19 protein-coding genes are annotated in these 15,869 nt (G+C 65.1%); 5 read left to right on the top strand and 14 right to left on the bottom strand.

Annotated elements, in window-relative coordinates; genetic code table 11:
• Positions 1 to 18 precede the first annotated feature (18 nt).
• Entirely contained in the window at positions 19 to 498 is a 480-nt protein-coding gene (locus tag RAD10_RS18180) for a carboxymuconolactone decarboxylase family protein (RefSeq protein ID WP_461618627.1), read from the bottom strand.
• A gap of 54 nt (positions 499 to 552) precedes the next feature.
• On the opposite strand from RAD10_RS18180, the gene RAD10_RS18175 reads away from it, so the two are divergent.
• Positions 553 to 1,080 carry a MarR family winged helix-turn-helix transcriptional regulator gene (locus RAD10_RS18175; protein ID WP_461618626.1) on the top strand — a complete coding sequence of 176 codons (528 nt, stop codon included), beginning with the start codon at positions 553 to 555 and terminating at the stop codon, positions 1,078 to 1,080.
• Positions 1,081 to 1,087: 7 nt separating this feature from the next.
• Here RAD10_RS18175 and RAD10_RS18170 read toward each other — a convergent pair whose 3' ends face one another.
• The 3 genes from RAD10_RS18170 to RAD10_RS18160 form a co-directional block, all read right to left on the bottom strand.
• Positions 1,088 to 1,264, bottom strand: a complete 177-nt coding sequence (locus RAD10_RS18170; protein WP_461618625.1) for a hypothetical protein — start codon at positions 1,262 to 1,264, stop codon at positions 1,088 to 1,090.
• A gap of 82 nt (positions 1,265 to 1,346) precedes the next feature.
• Positions 1,347 to 1,598, bottom strand: coding sequence for a hypothetical protein (locus RAD10_RS18165; protein WP_461618624.1), 252 nt, complete (start codon positions 1,596 to 1,598; stop codon positions 1,347 to 1,349).
• A 73-nt stretch (positions 1,599 to 1,671) separates the two neighbouring features.
• Positions 1,672 to 1,932: a hypothetical protein gene (locus tag RAD10_RS18160; RefSeq protein WP_461618913.1), complete on the bottom strand. Its 261-nt coding sequence runs from the start codon at positions 1,930 to 1,932 to the stop codon at positions 1,672 to 1,674.
• Positions 1,933 to 2,080: 148 nt separating this feature from the next.
• Here RAD10_RS18160 and RAD10_RS18155 point away from each other — a divergent pair, with 148 nt between their 5' ends.
• Entirely contained in the window at positions 2,081 to 3,310 is a 1,230-nt protein-coding gene (locus RAD10_RS18155; protein WP_461618912.1) for a lytic murein transglycosylase, read from the top strand.
• A 132-nt stretch (positions 3,311 to 3,442) separates the two neighbouring features.
• Here the strand turns inward: RAD10_RS18155 and RAD10_RS18150 are convergent, their stop codons facing one another.
• From RAD10_RS18150 to recJ, 3 genes are all read right to left on the bottom strand, one after another.
• Positions 3,443 to 4,240, bottom strand: coding sequence for an aldolase (locus RAD10_RS18150; protein ID WP_461618623.1), 798 nt, complete (start codon positions 4,238 to 4,240; stop codon positions 3,443 to 3,445).
• Positions 4,241 to 4,336: 96 nt separating this feature from the next.
• A complete protein-coding gene (locus tag RAD10_RS18145; protein ID WP_461618622.1) occupies positions 4,337 to 5,146 on the bottom strand; it encodes an SDR family NAD(P)-dependent oxidoreductase in 810 nt (269 codons plus the stop codon).
• 65 nt (positions 5,147 to 5,211) lie between these two features.
• Positions 5,212 to 7,053: a single-stranded-DNA-specific exonuclease RecJ gene (recJ, locus tag RAD10_RS18140; RefSeq protein ID WP_461618621.1), complete on the bottom strand. Its 1,842-nt coding sequence runs from the start codon at positions 7,051 to 7,053 to the stop codon at positions 5,212 to 5,214.
• Positions 7,054 to 7,326: 273 nt separating this feature from the next.
• Between recJ and RAD10_RS18135 the strand changes: the two genes are divergently transcribed.
• The 3 genes from RAD10_RS18135 (at position 7,327) to RAD10_RS18125 (ending at position 9,967) form a co-directional block, all read left to right on the top strand.
• Positions 7,327 to 8,403, top strand: coding sequence for a methyl-accepting chemotaxis protein (locus RAD10_RS18135; protein WP_461618620.1), 1,077 nt, complete (start codon positions 7,327 to 7,329; stop codon positions 8,401 to 8,403).
• A 364-nt stretch (positions 8,404 to 8,767) separates the two neighbouring features.
• Positions 8,768 to 9,511: an SDR family oxidoreductase gene (locus tag RAD10_RS18130; RefSeq protein ID WP_461618619.1), complete on the top strand. Its 744-nt coding sequence runs from the start codon at positions 8,768 to 8,770 to the stop codon at positions 9,509 to 9,511.
• A gap of 39 nt (positions 9,512 to 9,550) precedes the next feature.
• The gene (locus tag RAD10_RS18125; RefSeq protein WP_461618618.1) at positions 9,551 to 9,967 is read left to right on the top strand and encodes a cupin domain-containing protein; all 417 of its coding nucleotides are present in this window, start codon (positions 9,551 to 9,553) and stop codon (positions 9,965 to 9,967) included.
• A 48-nt stretch (positions 9,968 to 10,015) separates the two neighbouring features.
• Here RAD10_RS18125 and RAD10_RS18120 read toward each other — a convergent pair whose 3' ends face one another.
• The 7 genes from RAD10_RS18120 to RAD10_RS18090 all read right to left on the bottom strand — a co-directional run bounded on the left by RAD10_RS18120 (position 10,016) and on the right by RAD10_RS18090 (position 15,832).
• Positions 10,016 to 11,077, bottom strand: a complete 1,062-nt coding sequence (locus tag RAD10_RS18120) for a glycosyltransferase family 4 protein (protein WP_461618617.1) — start codon at positions 11,075 to 11,077, stop codon at positions 10,016 to 10,018.
• 12 nt (positions 11,078 to 11,089) lie between these two features.
• The gene (locus RAD10_RS18115; RefSeq protein WP_283807988.1) at positions 11,090 to 11,218 is read right to left on the bottom strand and encodes a hypothetical protein; all 129 of its coding nucleotides are present in this window, start codon (positions 11,216 to 11,218) and stop codon (positions 11,090 to 11,092) included.
• Positions 11,212 to 11,427: a hypothetical protein gene (locus tag RAD10_RS18110; protein WP_461618616.1), complete on the bottom strand. Its 216-nt coding sequence runs from the start codon at positions 11,425 to 11,427 to the stop codon at positions 11,212 to 11,214. Before RAD10_RS18110 ends, RAD10_RS18115 begins: the two co-directional genes overlap by 7 nt.
• A gap of 132 nt (positions 11,428 to 11,559) precedes the next feature.
• Positions 11,560 to 12,564 (bottom strand): 4-hydroxythreonine-4-phosphate dehydrogenase PdxA, encoded by a 1,005-nt coding sequence (locus tag RAD10_RS18105; protein ID WP_461618615.1) that lies wholly within the window; start codon positions 12,562 to 12,564, stop codon positions 11,560 to 11,562.
• Positions 12,561 to 14,099: a tripartite tricarboxylate transporter permease gene (locus tag RAD10_RS18100; RefSeq protein ID WP_461618614.1), complete on the bottom strand. Its 1,539-nt coding sequence runs from the start codon at positions 14,097 to 14,099 to the stop codon at positions 12,561 to 12,563. The genes RAD10_RS18105 and RAD10_RS18100 overlap by 4 nt, the downstream gene beginning before the upstream one ends.
• Positions 14,100 to 14,109: 10 nt before the next feature.
• Positions 14,110 to 14,592, bottom strand: a complete 483-nt coding sequence (locus RAD10_RS18095) for a tripartite tricarboxylate transporter TctB family protein (protein WP_461618613.1) — start codon at positions 14,590 to 14,592, stop codon at positions 14,110 to 14,112.
• A 247-nt stretch (positions 14,593 to 14,839) separates the two neighbouring features.
• Entirely contained in the window at positions 14,840 to 15,832 is a 993-nt protein-coding gene (locus RAD10_RS18090; RefSeq protein WP_461618612.1) for a Bug family tripartite tricarboxylate transporter substrate binding protein, read from the bottom strand.
• Between the last annotated feature and the right edge of the window lie 37 nt (positions 15,833 to 15,869).

The raw sequence follows: 15,869 nt of genomic DNA, 5'->3' as shown, positions 1-15,869 counted from the left end.
AACCTCCCTTTGTGCCGATCAGGATGCCGCAGCATTCGCGGCCACCGGCCGCGGCGCCGGCGTCCAGCGAAACGCAGCCCCGAAGCGGTTCCAGACGTTGATCGAGGCGACCGCCGAGGTCAGATACATCAGCTCCGTCTCGGAAAACTCCCGGGCAGCTTCGGCATAGACGTCCTCGCTAACGCCGTCGGGCAGGACGGTCAGCGCCTCGCCCCATGCCAGCGCGGCACGCTCGCGCGGCGAAAAGATCGGCGCCTCGCGCCAGACCGCGACCAAATGGAGCTTGTCGACGGGAACGCCGATCCGCTCCGACAGCAGGACATGATGCTGCACGCAGAAGGCGCAGCCGTTGATCTGCGAGGCGCGCAGCTTGACGAGCTCGATGAGCTGCTTGTCGAGGCCGGCCTTGGTCGCAAGCTGACCGAGCGCCAGCACCAGATCATAGACGTCGGGTGCGATCTTCTTGAAATCCTCGTATTCGCTACGGGCATGTGACATTGCGGTTCACCTCGTCTTATTATAAGTGTACTTACATATTATAAGAGCTCTGACATGTCACGCAAGACCGATGCCGTCACCAGATCGAAAACCCGCACGATGCCCGAACCTGCCGGCGACGCGGCGGTGCGTGTTCCCGCTGCCGGCGAAGGCAAGCGCGGCGAGCAGGGCTATCTCGGCTATCTCTTGCGCCAGGCTCACGCCGCAGTCCGTCTGACGACCGAGCGGACGCTCGCCGATCTCGGCGTGACCTCGCCGCAATTCGCGGTGCTGACGATGCTGAATGCCTATCCCGGACTATCAGGCGCCGATGTCGCCCGCCTCACCTTCCTCACGCCGCAGACGGTCGGGGTCATCATCCGCAACCTCGAACGCGACGGCGCGATTCTGATGACGCCTCATCCCGTCCATGGCCGCATCCAGCAATGGACGCTGACGCCGCGCGGGGTAACGCTGTTGAAGGCGTGCCGGGAACGGGTGATGGCGCTGGAGAAGCGTCTGGCTGGCGGCCTCGACGCCAAGGCCGAGGCGAGCATTCGCCGCTGGCTCGCCAACGTCGCGACGGAGTTGCAGGGGGACTAGGTGTGGTCTAGTCGCCGTCTCCTCCGTCACAGCCGCCGGCATCCGAGAAATCGCCACCCGCACCGCCGTCGCCGCCGTGAATACCGCGGCCAAAGTTCTCGGCGATGATCATCAGAACGACGACGAAGAGCCCGGCGCCGAAGGGCCAAGGATTGGCACGGATGATGTCGAAAAGCTCCCGCATGCCGCATCCTGCGCGGACGGAAGCGAACCGACCGTAAAACGACAGGCCTAAAGTCAAGGATATCGCGAAGCGCGCGAGCCGACTACCCGCCCTTCAACAGTTTCTTAACCTCACCGTCGACCCAGGTCTCGTCCGCCGCGATCACCCGTACGCGGCTGTTGTCGGTAGCATTCACCAGCACATGCGAGCTCACCCGGTCGGCGCTTTGCTCGAGGTGCAACTCGGTCTCGGGCTTCCAACTCAGCGTGGTCGCGAGATCGCCGGGAAAGATCTGCCATTGCGATCCGTCGTCGAGTTCGACGACATGGCTTTCCGCATGCGTGTGTATCTTCATTCCACCCCGAATGTTCGATGAACGGACTGCATGCGAAAGGCGGGCCCCGACGCTCCGCCGGGGCCCTGCGCCCTCAGTCGTTGTCGTGATGAATTACGGTCTTGCTGCGATTGCCGAATTCATCCTGCTTCTTGATCACCGTGGTGCGGTCAGAGGGCTCGCGCTCCCTGATGACGGTGGTGCGGTCGCGATCGCGATCCCGCTCACGATACTCGTGGGACTGACCGACCGTCACGCCGGCGCCGACCGGGCCGACGTGAACGCCGACTTCATCAGCGAACGCGGGCGTCGCGACGGCGGTGATCATGGCGGCGGCAAACAGATATTTCCTCATCATCATCTCCTCCTTCCGGATACGGAGGGAATGCAGGACTGCGACAGTTTGTTCCGACAGAAACATGATCCCGGGCCGCGCAGAATCAGCCGCGCGGCTGTTCCAGGAACCGACCCACACCGGCCATGTTTCGGGCTACAATGTGCCCATGACGCACGCTGATTCCTCCCTCCATCCGACTCGCCGCAGCCTGCTGCAATCGACGTTCGGTGCAGCCGCTTTGCTCGCATTCCCGACACGCGTCCTCGCCGCGCCTCCGGGCTTCGACGAATGGCGCGAGAGCTTTCGCGCACGTGCGATGGCCAAGGGCATTTCGGCCGCGACCTGGCAGCGCGCGATGGGACGGGTCGAGCCCGACATGAGCGTGTTCAAGCAGATGCGCAGCCAGCCCGAATTCCACGAGCAGGTCTGGCAATACATCAACCGTCGCGTCTCCGACTGGCGCATCATCAACGGCAAGATCGCGCTGAAGAACAACGAGGCGCTGCTGGCGCGCATCGAGCGGGACTTCGGTGTCGAGCGCGGCACGCTGCTGGCGCTGTGGGGCGTCGAGTCCGCTTATGGCGATCCCCTGGTGCAGCAGAACCACATGACGCCGGTGTTTCCCTCGCTCGCCGCGCTCGCCTGGAACGAGCCGCGCCGCAAGGCCTATTGGGAGACCGAGCTGATCAATGCGCTGCGCATCGTCGACAAGGGCTGGAGCACGCCGGAGCAGATGCAGGGATCCTGGGCCGGCGCGATGGGCCATTCACAATGGATGCCGGAAGTCTGGCTCAATGTTGGCATCGACTATGACGGCGACGGCAAGGTCTCGCCCTTCGGCAAGCCCGACGACGCGCTGGGTTCGACCGCAAAATATCTCGTCAACCGCGGCAAATGGCATCGCGGCGAGCATTGGGGCTATGAGGTGCGCGCCGCCGGCAATATGAGCGGCAGCCGCACCTATGCGGCTTGGGCGTCAGCCGGCGTCACCCGAGCCGACGGCCAGCCGTTCCCGCAGCCGAACGCATCCGCGCAAATGTGGACACCGGTTGCGGGCGGACCGACCTTCCTGCTCGGACCGAATTTCTACTCGGTGAAGAGCTACAACCCTTCCATGAACTATGCGCTCGCGATCTGCCATCTCGGCGACCGCTGCCTGGGGGCGCCGCCCTTCATCCAGCCCTTCCCCGGCTCCGAGCGCGCGCTGACGCTCGCCGAGGTGCAGGAGATGCAGACACGATTGACAAAAGCCGGTTTCGACACCGGCGGCACCGACGGCCGGGTCGGTAACGACACCATGAAGGCGATCAAGGATTTCCAGCAGCGCGCAGGGATTGCGCCGGCGGACGGCTATGGCGGGTTGAAGGTGCTGGCGAAGCTGCGGCAGGGGTCGTAGGGCACGATCCCACACGTCATCATTCCGGGGCGCCACTTGGCGCGAGCCCGGAATCCATTTCTCCACCTCGCTTGTTGCACGATGGATTCCGAGTTCGTGCCTTGCACGCCCCGGAATGACGACTCTGAGAGATCAGTGCCGGTACTGCGGCTCTTCCGCGTCGAGCTGCCTGCGGATCGCGGCGAGATGCAGCCGGGCGGATTCGGAATCGCCTTGGCGCATCTGCCTGTAGGTCTCTGCCGCGATCGCGGGATCGACCGGCAGCACCTTCCGTCCCGTCGACATCGCCAGCACCTGCACCTCGGCGGCGCGTTCGAGGTAATAGAGATCGTCCCAGGCGTCCGCGATGGTCGGCGCCAGCACCATCACGCCGTGATGCTTCATGAAGACGATGTCGGCATCGCCGACGGCAGATGCGATGCGCGCTCCTTCCTGGTTATCGAGCGCCAGGCCGTTGTAGTCGCGGTCCACCGCAGTACGGCCATAGAATTTCAGCGCGGTCTGGCCGGCCCAGATCAAGGGATCGCCTTCGGTCATCGACAACGCCGTCGCATAGGGCATATGGGTGTGGAACGCGACTTTCGCGCGCGGAAGCAACCTGTGCATCTCGGCATGGATGTAGAACGCGGTCGCCTCCGGCACGCCCTCGCCGTCGAGCACATTGCCGTGGAAATCGCAGATCAGCAGTTTTGAGGCAGTGATCTCGCGAAAGGCATAGCCATAGGGATTGACGAGAAACAGATCGTCATGGCCGGGTACCACGGCCGAGAAGTGGTTGCAGATGCCTTCCTCAAAACCGTTGCGCGCGGCCATGCGGAAGCAGGCGGCGAGATCCTCACGCGCGGTGCGGATCGCATCGGTGGCGAGGTCCGGCCGGTTCGAGCGGAATGGCGCGGGCGCGGATGAGGAAGCGTGAAGGCTGTGCGCCATGGCGAAGGACACCTCTGTGGCTCGGGAGCTCCTGGCGTTGTACAGGGGCTGCGCCTGCGCGTCAGCCCCTGCGCGTGCCACCCTGCCCTGCGCGGCTCAGGCCCGCCGCGGCACGCCGCCGGCATTCATGCCGCCGTCGATGACGAGCTCGCTGCCTGTGACGTAGCGCGAGGCATCGGAGGCCAGATACAGCACGCCGGAGGCGATCTCCGCCGCCTGCCCTGCGCGGGCGAGCGGCGTGACGACCTTGGCGCGCTCCTCGGGATCGATCGGCGCGTTCTGGCCGGCGCCGGTCGCACCGGTCGGGATCTTGCCCCAGATCGGGGTATCGATGATGCCGGGATGCACGGAATTGACCCGGATGCCGTCGCCGGCCGCCGCGCATTCCATTGCAATCGATTTGGCGAACAGCCGCACGCCGCCCTTGGTCGCCGAGTAGGCCGACAGGCCCGGCGCGCCGCGCAGGCCCGCGAGCGAGGACATCATGACGATCGAACCGCCGCCATGCTTTCGCATCAGCGGCAGGCAATGCTTGACCGAGAGAAACACGCCGTCGAGGTTGATCGCATTCTGCTTGCGCCAGTCGGCGAGGGTCATGTCGACGATCGATGGCACGGAGATGCCGATGCCGGCATTGGAGACGAGAATATCAAGCCGACCGTAGCGCTTGGCGATTTCGGCGACGATATCGATCCAGCGCTCCTCGCTGGTGACGTCCTGCTCCAGGAAGATCGCCTTGCCGCCGGCTTTCGTCACGCGCTTGGCGAGTTCGGGGCCGCGCAGCTCATCGATGTCGGTGATGACAACAGTCGCGCCCTCGCGCACGAACAGCTCGACGATGGCCTCGCCGATACCCGAGGCACCGCCGGTCACCAGCGCGACCTTGCCCTCAACCTGCACTGCCATGTTCACTCCCTTTTTTGTTGTTTGAGCGACGTATTTTGTGTCGTCTGAGCTAGTCAGATCTTGCGTTATCTAATCACGGATGGCCCCTGGTCCGGTAGCGCGACGTCGATGACGCGGAATTGCACCCGCTCGACGCCCTGGTAGCGATCGACCGAAAGCGATCCGGCGACATGCAATTGCTGGCCGCGGTTGGCCAGCAGCGCGTTGCCGAGCTTCTGGCCGATCGAGCGGAACGCGATGCCGTTGACGATGGCGCCATCGCCCGACTTGAAGCGCAGACGCAGATGCGCCTGCCCAACCTCGTCGGCAAAGACGAGTTGGTGCGCCGGCAGCGCCAGCACGGCTTCCGGATTGCCGCTGCCGAACGGACCGGCACGGTTCAGCGTTGCGGCAAGCTCCGTCGTTACGGCGCGCGCGGAGACGGCGCCGTCGATATAGAGCTCGTTGACGTGGCGCGCCTCGGCGACGTCCTGCGCCAGCGCATTTTCGAGATAGGCCCGAAACTCGGCGAGCTTCTCTTTCCGGAGCGTCACGCCCGCGGCCATCGCGTGGCCGCCGCCCTTGAGCAGAATGCCGTCAGTGACCGCCTGCCGCACGGCCTTGCCGATATCGACGCCCGCGATCGAGCGGCCCGAGCCGGTGCCGATGCCGCCGGGCTCGAGGGCTATGGCGAAAGCAGGCCGCGAAAACTTTTCCTTCAGCCGGGAGGCAACGAGGCCGACGACGCCGGGGTGCCAGCCTTCGGACGCCGTGACGATGACGCCGAGCTTGTCCTCGAGCCCGATCGAGGCCAGCGCCTCGGCTTCCGCCTGGGCTTCAGCAGCCTGCTCGATGACGCGGCGCTCGCTGTTGAGGCGGTCGAGCTCGGCGGCGATCCGCGCGGCCTCGACGCTGTCGCCTTCCAGCAATAACCGCACACCGAGATCGGCGCGGCCGATGCGGCCGCCGGCATTGATGCGAGGCCCCAGCATGAAGCCGAGATGCCAGGCCTCCGGCGGCCCATTGAGGCGCGCCACGTCCATCAAGGCGGTATGACCGACATGGTCGCGCCGCCGCATCGCGATCAGCCCCTTGGCGACGAAAGCGCGGTTGAGACCGATCAGCGGCGCGACGTCGGCAACCGTGCCGAGCGCGACGTGATGCAGCATGCCGAGCAGATCGGGCTCGGGCATCTCCGCGCTCCAGAAACCGCGCTGACGCAGCTCGCGGTTGACCGCGACGAGCGTCACCAGCACGAGACCTACAGCGGCGAGATGGCCGAGGCCCGAGAGATCATCGAGCCGGTTCGGATTGACTAGCGCGTCAACCTCCGGCAGCTCGGTGCCGGCCTGGTGATGGTCGATCACGACCACGGACATGCCGAGCCGTTTTGCTTCGGCGAGCGGCTCGATGCTGGTGGTGCCGCAATCGACGGTGACGAGCAGCGTGGCGCCCTTGGCCGCCAGTCCACGAACCGCTTCGACATTGGGCCCGTAGCCTTCGAAAATACGGTCGGGAATGTGGATCAGCGGATCGAGCCCGCAATGGCGCAGGTGCCAGGCGAGCAGCGCCGCCGAGGTCGCGCCGTCGACGTCATAGTCGCCGAAAATCGCGACCTTCTCGCTCTTCGCCGCCGCATGCGCGATCCGCTTGGCGGCGGCCTCCATCTCCGTCACCGTGAACGGGTCCGGCATGAGCTTGCGGATGGTCGGATCGAGAAAGTCGGGCACCGCGTCGATATCGACGCCGCGGCCGGCCAGCACCCGGGCCAACAGCTCGGGAAGCTGGTGCCGCTGCACCATGGCGAGCGCCTGGGCCGCTCCGCGGGGATCCAGCCGGTCGCGCCAGAGCTTGTCGGTCAGCGAGCGCGCAACGCCGAGAAACGCCTGGGGCGCTTCGACGGGCAAGGCGGTTGCAGGCGGCGTCATGGGTCGCAATTGGTTTGAGGAACCCGGAGCCGACGGTATCGGTCCGGCTTGCAGGACGATTGACCCGGAATCCCCAGGGATTTGCAATCTCCGCGCCGCACAAAGCGGTGGATTGCCGATTTGCTGCGCCGACTGACTATCATTTGGGCATTCGGCGGAACAGCAAATTAAGCAGGCGTTAGGTGGAATCCTCGAAAAAGAATCGTATTCGATCTGTAAGCGATTGTTCCGGGTTCATTGCAGATCAGACCTCATTGCCAAGGGAAATCCCCGATGTCTGCTGCGCTGGGTCTGAAAACCAAGCCGATCGCCACCGAACCCGCTGACGATGATTCCGACATCTCCGCGCTGATCAACCGCCTCACCGCGGAGGTCAACCAGATCGCGGTCGACAAGACCAAGTCGATCCAGCAGATCACCAACCAGATGAAAATGCTGGCGCTGAACGCGCTGATCGAGAGCTCGCGCGCCGGCGCGCAAGGCGCGGGCTTTGCGGTGGTGGCGCAGGAGGTGCGCGGCGTCGGCCAGCAGGTCGAGACCATCGCACGCGAGCTCGAAAGCCAGCTGACGAAGCGCACCGGCGATCTCGTCGCCTCGATCGACCGCATGAGCCAGCGCTCGCGCGGCGAGCGGATGGTCGACCTGTCACTCAACGCCATCGAGCTGATCGACCGCAACCTCTATGAGCGCACCTGCGACGTGCGCTGGTGGGCGACCGATTCCGCCGTGGTCGATTGCGCGGCCTCGCCGATCGCCGCGGCGGTCTCCCACGCCTCGCAGCGCCTGGGCGTGATCCTCGGCGCCTACACGGTCTATCTCGATCTCTGGCTCTGCGACCTCGACGGCAACGTCATCGCCAACGGCCGCGCCGACCGCTTTCGCGTCGTCGGCCAGAACGTCGCCCACACCAAATGGTTTCGCGAGGCGCGAACCTTGCGCTCCGGTGACGACTACGTCGCCGGCGACGTCGAGAACCAGCCGCTGCTCGGCAATGCGCAGGTGGCGACCTATTGCGCCAGCGTCCGCGCCGGCGGTCAGGCCCACGGCGCTCCGATTGGCGTGCTCGCCATCCACTTCGACTGGGAGGCGCAGGCTCGCGCCATCGTGCAGGGCGTGCGCGTCGGCGACAGCGACAAGGCCCGCGTTCTGCTGGTCGATTCGAATTTCCGCATCATCGCGGCGTCCGACGGCCAGGGCATCCTCAGCGAGCGCATCTCGATCTCGCTGAACGGCCAGCGCTCCGGCTTCTACCATGACCGCTCGGGCTCCCTGGTCGCGTTCCATGCGACGCCGGGCTATGAGACCTATCGCGGGCTCGGCTGGTACGGCGTGATCGTCTGCGGGGCGTGAGACAGCCGGCCGATTCAAAAACCCGAAAACAACCCCATGCACAGTAGCCAAAGGGCTGCTTTCATTGGTGTTTTCAGCCGGGCCTGCCTTTCTTGTTCTCTCAAACATTTTGACAAGTCGGGCAAAACACTGGCACTCTGCGATCATCGCAGAGTGTGTTTGCGGCACGAGGGAATGACCCTAGCGGTTTTGTGAAATCGCACTCCGGCTTCTGAAGCATTTTCCGGCAAGCCGCGCCCGTAACAGGCAAGAGCCCCGCGCCCGTGATCGAATAGAGTCGCTTCGCATCACGTTAATCGACGTGAGCGCGCGAGTCCGCCCTGGCTAATCATCTCGCGCTCGTCACATGCCAAGGAGACATGCCATGAAGATCGTCGTGATCGGCGGAACCGGATTGATCGGATCCAAGCTCGTGGCGAAGCTCAAACAGCAGGGCCATGACGCGGTGGCGGCCTCGCCGAAATCAGGCGTGAACGCCGTGACCGGGGAAGGCCTCGCTGCGGCGCTGGCGGGCGCGGATGTTGTCGTCGACGTGGCCAACGCGCCGTCCTGGGAGCCCGCCGCCGTGCTCGAATTCTTCGAGCGCTCGAGCCGAAATCTCGCCGCGACCGAGGCCGCCGCAGCCGTCAAGCATCACGTCGCGCTCTCGATCGTGGGGACCGATCGCTCGCCCGACATCGCCTATTTCCGTGCCAAGCTCGCCCAGGAGACCATCGTGAAGGCCTCCGCGGTCCCCTACTCCATCGTCCGCGCCACGCAGTTCTTCGAATTCCTCGGCGCCATTGGCGAGGCGGGAGCGGCCGGAGACAAGATCGTCGTTCCATCGGCGCTGTTTCAGCCGATCGCCGCCGACGACGTGGTCGATTGCCTCGCAGAGATCGCAACGGGGCGGCCGCTGAATGGCACCATCGACATCGCAGGCCCCGAGAAGGCTCCCTTCAATGAGTTCGTCGCGCGCCGCCAGAAAGCCTCCGGCGACAGCCGTACGGTGGTCGGCGACCCAAAAGCGCAATATTACGGCGCCGCCATTCAGGACACATCGCTGAACCCGCTCGGCGAGGCTCGGCTCGGGAAGACGCCGCTCGCAACATGGCTCGCGCGCCTCTGAGACTTGCAACTACGAACCTATCGCAGTGAAGGAACTCCCATGCGCAGATTGCTGATCGCAACAGCGGTTTATACCGTCTCATCGCTGACGGCCTATGCAGCCGAGCCGGCGGCCCCACTGGCGAAAGTCACCGTCGTATTCGACCAGGCGCTGCCCAATGTCCCCGGCAAGAGCATGAAGGGCGTGCTCGTCGAGTATGGTCCCGGAGGCTCGTCGCCGGCCCACATCCACGCGCCCTCCGCCTTCATCTATGCCACCGTCCTGGAAGGCGCGATCCGCAGTCAGGTCAATGACGGCCCGGCCAAGGTCTTTCACAAGGGGGAGAATTTTTCCGAAAGACCCGGCGATCGCCACGGCATCAGCGCGAACGCCAGCGAAACCGAGCCGGCGAAGCTGCTGGCCGTGTTCGTGGTGGATACGGCCGACAAGGAGCTGACGATGCCCATGCCGAAATAGCCTGCAGACGCACTCCCGCCGGGGTCGGATTCTTATTCGAGAGGGTCTTCATGTTTCCGTCCGCTGCGTGTTGAAGTCTCGATCTGTGGCGGCAATCAGCGCGCGATACCGATCTTCGTACTGTCGCGCCATTCGGCATGCGGTGAAGCGTTCCTCGAAGCGGGCGCGCACCCTCCTTCGATCCAGCTTGCCCAATTCGCCGACCGCCTTGACCGCCTGATCCTCGTTCTCGACGATGAAGCCGGTCACACCGTGCTCGATCACCTCAGGGACGGAGCCGGAGCGGTAAGCGATCACAGGCGTTCCGCAGGCCATCGCCTCGATCATGACCAGCCCGAAAGGCTCCGGCCAATCGATCGGAAATAGCAGCGCGGCGGCCTTGTCGAGGAAGGCCTGCTTCTTCACGTCATCGACTTCGCCGACAAGCTGGATCTTCTCGCCATCGATTTGAGGCTCGAGATGCTTCTTGAAGTAGGCGGTCTCGGCGCGCGGAATCTTCGCGGCGATGCGCAGAGGCATCCGGGCCGCGTGCGCGATGCGGATGGCGTCCTCTGGCCCCTTCTCGGTCGTCAGGCGACCGAGAAACGCCAGATAGGCCCCCTCCTCATAGGAGGGGCGCAACAGCTCCGACGGCAATCCGTGCTGGATCGTTCCCACCCACTTCGCATCCGGAAGCGGCTGGCGCTGATGATCGGAGATCGACACGAAACCAGCCTCGGGGAATTGCCGAACCAATTCGGGCAACCCAGGCAAGTCGAGGCGACCGTGCATGGTCGTCATGAACGGCACGCCAAGCCGACTGAGCAACGGCAGTTGCAGCCAGTCGATATGCGCGTGGATCACATCGAAATCTCTCGCCCGCTTCGCGATCGCTTCCAGCAACATTGCGTTGGCCGCACCCGGATCCGCGCCCTTTCGGCCGAGTCGCAGCGCGCGTGGCCATACCGGGTGAAGCTTGCCGGTCGTGCGGGAGTCGCCGCTCGCAAACAGCGTGACGTCGTGTCCAAGCTTGACGAGCTCATCGACCAGCCAGGCCACCACCCGCTCGGTGCCGCCGTAGAGCTTTGGAGGGACGCTTTCGGCCAGGGGAGCAAGCTGAGCGATGCGCATGACAGCCCGCCGCTATACCGCTGACCGGACGATCAGCACGATGGTCGCGGACAGAAGGTTCGAGATCGCGAGCAGCGTCCACTGCGGCCTCGCGCTTGCGCTCGCCAGGCGGCACGCGAGGCTCTCAATCAGGCTCAGCATGAGTCGTCCGAAAGCCGCTCGAGATAGGCAAGCCCGAAACCCGTGAGCTCCTGGGCATCGCCGTTACTCTCGCGCGCTTCCCGTCTCCCTCGCAAATGACGCTCGAGCAGGCAGCGACGGCCGTCTGCAGCATCGACACCGCGATGGCGGGCGCGGTACACGCACCAAGCGGTATCGACCGCCGTTCGTAGCGGGTCGTCGTCGACCATCTTCCCAGCTCCCACTGGAGATATCCATGGGACGCCAACTCGTCGCGACGGCGGAAGTTTCCAGTTTTTCCCGAAAGTCTAATCCTACCCGCAAGGCGAGCGCAGCAAGCGCTCACTGCCAGTGCGTGCAAATCAGGCGGCGCGGCGAGCGGCCATCTCCGCGGCGAGGAGCAACGCGGCACGGCTGGCGCCGATCGACGCGATGCCTTGTCCTGCGATGTCGTAGGCGGTGCCGTGCGCGGGCGTGCAGATCGGGAAAGGGAAGCCACCGAGCATGGTGACGCCGCGATCGAACCCCATCAGCTTCATCGCGATCTGGCCCTGGTCGTGATACATCGTCAGCACCGCATCGAAGGCGCCGGCCTTGGCGCGCAGGAAGACGGTGTCGGCCGGGAACGGTCCCTCCGCGGCGATGCCCTCGCGCTGACCGGCCGCGACCACGGGCGCGATGATGTCGATCTCCTCGCGACCGAAATTGCCGCCGTCGCCCGCGTGCGGATTGAGACCGGCGACCGCAATCCGCGGCCGCGCGAAGCCGGCCTTGCGCATGCAAGCATCGGTCAGCTGGAGCGCACGATGGATGCGCTCGCTGGACAGCCTTGCAGCGACGTCCCTCAGCGGGATGTGCGAGGTCACCCGCGCGTTCCAGAGCCGGTCCAGCACGTTGAACTCGCTCGCCGCGGTCTTGAGGCCGACCACCTCCGCAGAGAATGCGATCTCGTCGTCGTACTCGGCGCGGGCAAGCCGCATCGCCTGCTTGTTGAAGGGGGTGAAGCAGACCGCATCAACATGGCCGTCGCGGCCGAGCTCGAGCGCGTGTTTGTAGTTGGCAAGCGCAAATTTTCCGCCGGCAAGAGTCGCGGTCTTCGGCTCGACCTCCTTGGGATCGAGGTGACCGAGATCAACGAACAGCGCCTCGCCGTCCGCCGCGCGAAGATCGGCCCCCTGCTCCACCATCTTCAGCGTCGGCTTGACGCCGGCAATGTGCGCGCCCTCCTCGAAGATGCGGCGGTCGCCGATCACGACGAGCCGGCAGCTCGCGCGGACGTCGTCCTGCGCCACCAGCTTGGCCGTCAGCTCCGAGCTGATGCCGGCAGGATCTCCCATTGCCAATGCAATCAGCGGCTTTGCGGTCATATGATCACTTTCTCCTGGGCGGTCGTTTCGGTCGCGGGGGATGCGGGTTTGCGCCACAGGCGCGCGAGCTGCAGCACGAGCGGAAGCAGCAGCAGCGCGATGCCGGCCATGATCAGGCATGTCACCAGCTTGTTCGCGAAGAAGATCCCGAGCGATCCCTTCGACATCAGCATTGACTGCCGGAACGCATCCTCGGCCTTGTCGCCGATGACGATGGCGAGCACGAGCGGCGCCAAGGGATAGAACAGCTTCTTGAAGAGATAGCCGACGATTCCGAAGCCGAGCATCATGACAACGTCGAGATAGGAGTTCGACACCGAATAGGCGCCGACGACACAGATGATCACGATCAGCGGAGCGATGACGACGAAGGGAATCCGCATCAAGGCGGCAAACACAGGAACGGTCAGCAGCACCAAAGCGACGGCGACGATGTTGCCGACATACATCGAGGCGATCAGGCCCCAGACGAAGTCCTTCTGGTCGACGAACAGCATCGGCCCGGGATTGAGGCCCCAGATCATCAGCCCGCCCATCATGACCGCCGCGGTCGCCGAGCCGGGAATGCCGAGCGAGAGCATCGGCAACAGCGCGCTGGTGCCGGCGGCATGGTCGGCCGTCTCCGGCGAGATGATGCCTTCGACCTCTCCGGTGCCGAAATAGCGGCCGCGGCGCGAGAAGCGGCGGGCGATGCCATAGCTCATGAAGGAGGCCGCGGTCGGCCCGCCCGGGGTGATCCCCATCCAGCAGCCGATTGCGGCGCTGCGCAGCAAGGCAACGCCATGCCGCGGCAGGCGGCCGACCGCGCGGAACACCTCGCGCCAGTCGATCTTCGAGGACACCGCGCGGGCATGAAACTCCTCCTCGACCGCAACCAGCAGCTCGCCGATGCCGAACAGGCCCATCACGGCGACGACGAAGCTCACGCCCTTGACGAGCTCGTCGACGCCCATGGTGAGGCGGACGCTGCCGGAGACGGTGTCGATGCCGATCGCGGCGATCGCAAAGCCGATCGCAAGCGCCACGACGGTCTTGATCGGCGCCGAACCGCCCATGCCGACGAAGCTGGCAAAGGCCAGGAAATAGACCGCAAAGTATTCCGCCGGCCCGAAGGCGAGCGCGACCTGCGCCACCCAGGACGCGAGGAAAGTGATCAGGATGACGCCGACCAGCGCGCCGAAGGCGGCCGAGCCGAAGGCGGTGGCGAGCGCCGTGGTCGGCCTTCCGTCACGCGCCATCGGATAGCCGTCGAAGGTGGTCGCAACCGACGACGGCTCGCCGGGAATGTTGAACAGGATCGAGGTGACTGAGCCGCCGAACAACGCCCCCCAATACATGCTGGAGAGCAGGATGATCGCCGACACCGGCTGCATGCCGAAGGTGAGCGGCAGGAGCAGCGACACCCCGTTCGGCGCGCCCAGCCCCGGCAGCACGCCGACGAGAATGCCGAGCAGCACGCCGACGACCATCAGCACCAGGTGCGGCACGGTGACCGCGATGGTGAAGCCGTGGAGGAGTTCCCCGAGATTGTCCATCGGCCCTCCGTCAGAACCCGAGGGCGGCTGCGAGCGCGCCGTGCGGCAAGCTCACCTGGAACATGCGCTCGAAAACGAGGTAGAGCGCGAGTGCCGTCGCCGCCGCCATGGCGAGCGCGCGCGGCACGGATTGGTGCCTGGGGATCGCCAGCACCGCGAAGACATAGAGCGACGAGGCGACGTACATCCCGGCGAGCGGGATCGCGGCCACGAAGATCGCGGCCGGCACGAACAGGCCGGCGAGCCGGCGCAGCTCGAAGGGCGTGATCGCGATGGGAACATTCGCCAGGGACGCAACCGGCAACACGCCCCGCACCAGGTTGTAGAGGCTTCCAAGCACGATGATGATGCCGGTCAGGAACGGGAACGTGCCGGCGTCCACGCCCGCGCTCGACCAGCCAATGCCGTTGTCGAGGCTGGAGACGACGACGGACACCCCGAAGCCGCCGGTGAGCGCGGCAGTCGCAAGTTCTAGCGCGCGGCGTGAGATCATGGGGGGCTCCGCTCAGGCCGGGTACAGCGGTCGATTATCACGCACGCACTTTCCCAGCGCTCGGTGTCGTCCCGGCGAAAGACGGGACCCATAATCCCAGGGAGGAGTTTGACGAAGACTCGGAGTTGAATTCGCATCGGTACGACGATCGACATTCATCGAGAGATCATGCGGTATGGGTCCCGGCGCCTCCGCGCGCAATTGCGCGCTAGGCCGGGACGGCAGCGGAGTTGAGGCGCGCCCCACCTCACTTCACCAGCCAGCCCTGCTCGCCCGCGACCTGTTTGACGTGTTCGAGATCCTGCTTGATGAACTTGTCGAACTCGGCACCCGTCAGGAACGTGTCGACCTGGGAGGTCTTCTCGATGTAGTCCTTCCACTCCGGCGTCGCCTGCACCTTCTTCATGAGGTCGACATAGAACGCGGCCTGGTCCGTCGTAACCTTGCCGGGCAACCACACCGTGCGCGGCTGCTCATATTGCTTGATGTCGAGCCCTTGCTCGACGCAGGTCGGAACGTCGCCCCAGCCTTCGGTCGCGGTGACCTTGGCGCCCTGCGGCAGCCGCTTCGGGCTGAAAACGCAAAGCGGCCGCTGCGTGCCGCCGCGCCATTGCCCGAGGCTTTCGCTGGGATTGTTGACGTGGGAGTCGAGATGTCCGCCGGCGAGCTGCACGGCCGTCTCGGCGCCGCTCTTGAAGGGGATATAGGTCAGCTTGACCTTGCCGGCCTTCTCGATCATGCGCGTCAGCACCTCGTCGGTGTCCTTTGACTGGGCGCCGCCCATCTTGAACTCGCCCGACCCGGCCGCCTTCAGATAGTCACCCGCCGTCTTGTAGGGTGCGTCCTGCTTGACCCAGAGCAAAAACTCGTCCTGCGCCATCGCCGCTACGGGCGTGAGATCGGTGTAGTTGAAGGCGACCTTGGAGACGAGCGGCTGCTGCCACGCGTTCGAGGTGCCGAAGATCACCTTGTAGGGATCGCCGGCGGAGGCCTTGCCATAGACATAGCCTTCCGCGCCGCTGCCGCCGCCCTTGTTGACGACGACGATCGGCTGCTCCGTCAGCTTGTGCTTGGTGATGATGTTCTGCACCGCGCGCGCGAGGTTGTCGGTCCCGCCGCCGGGCCCGGCGGTGGCGACGAACTCGATCGGCTTTTGCGGTTGCCAGGCACTGAGCGCCGGCATCGTGCCGGCAAGCATCGTCGCGGCTGCGGAGAGCATAAATATCGACGTCCGACCCATGATTTCCTCCAGCTGATTTTTGTCTCTTATTGTTGTC

The sequence above is a fragment of the Bradyrhizobium sp. 23AC genome, assembly GCF_054863025.1.
This window is presented reverse-complemented; position numbering and strand designations above follow the sequence as displayed.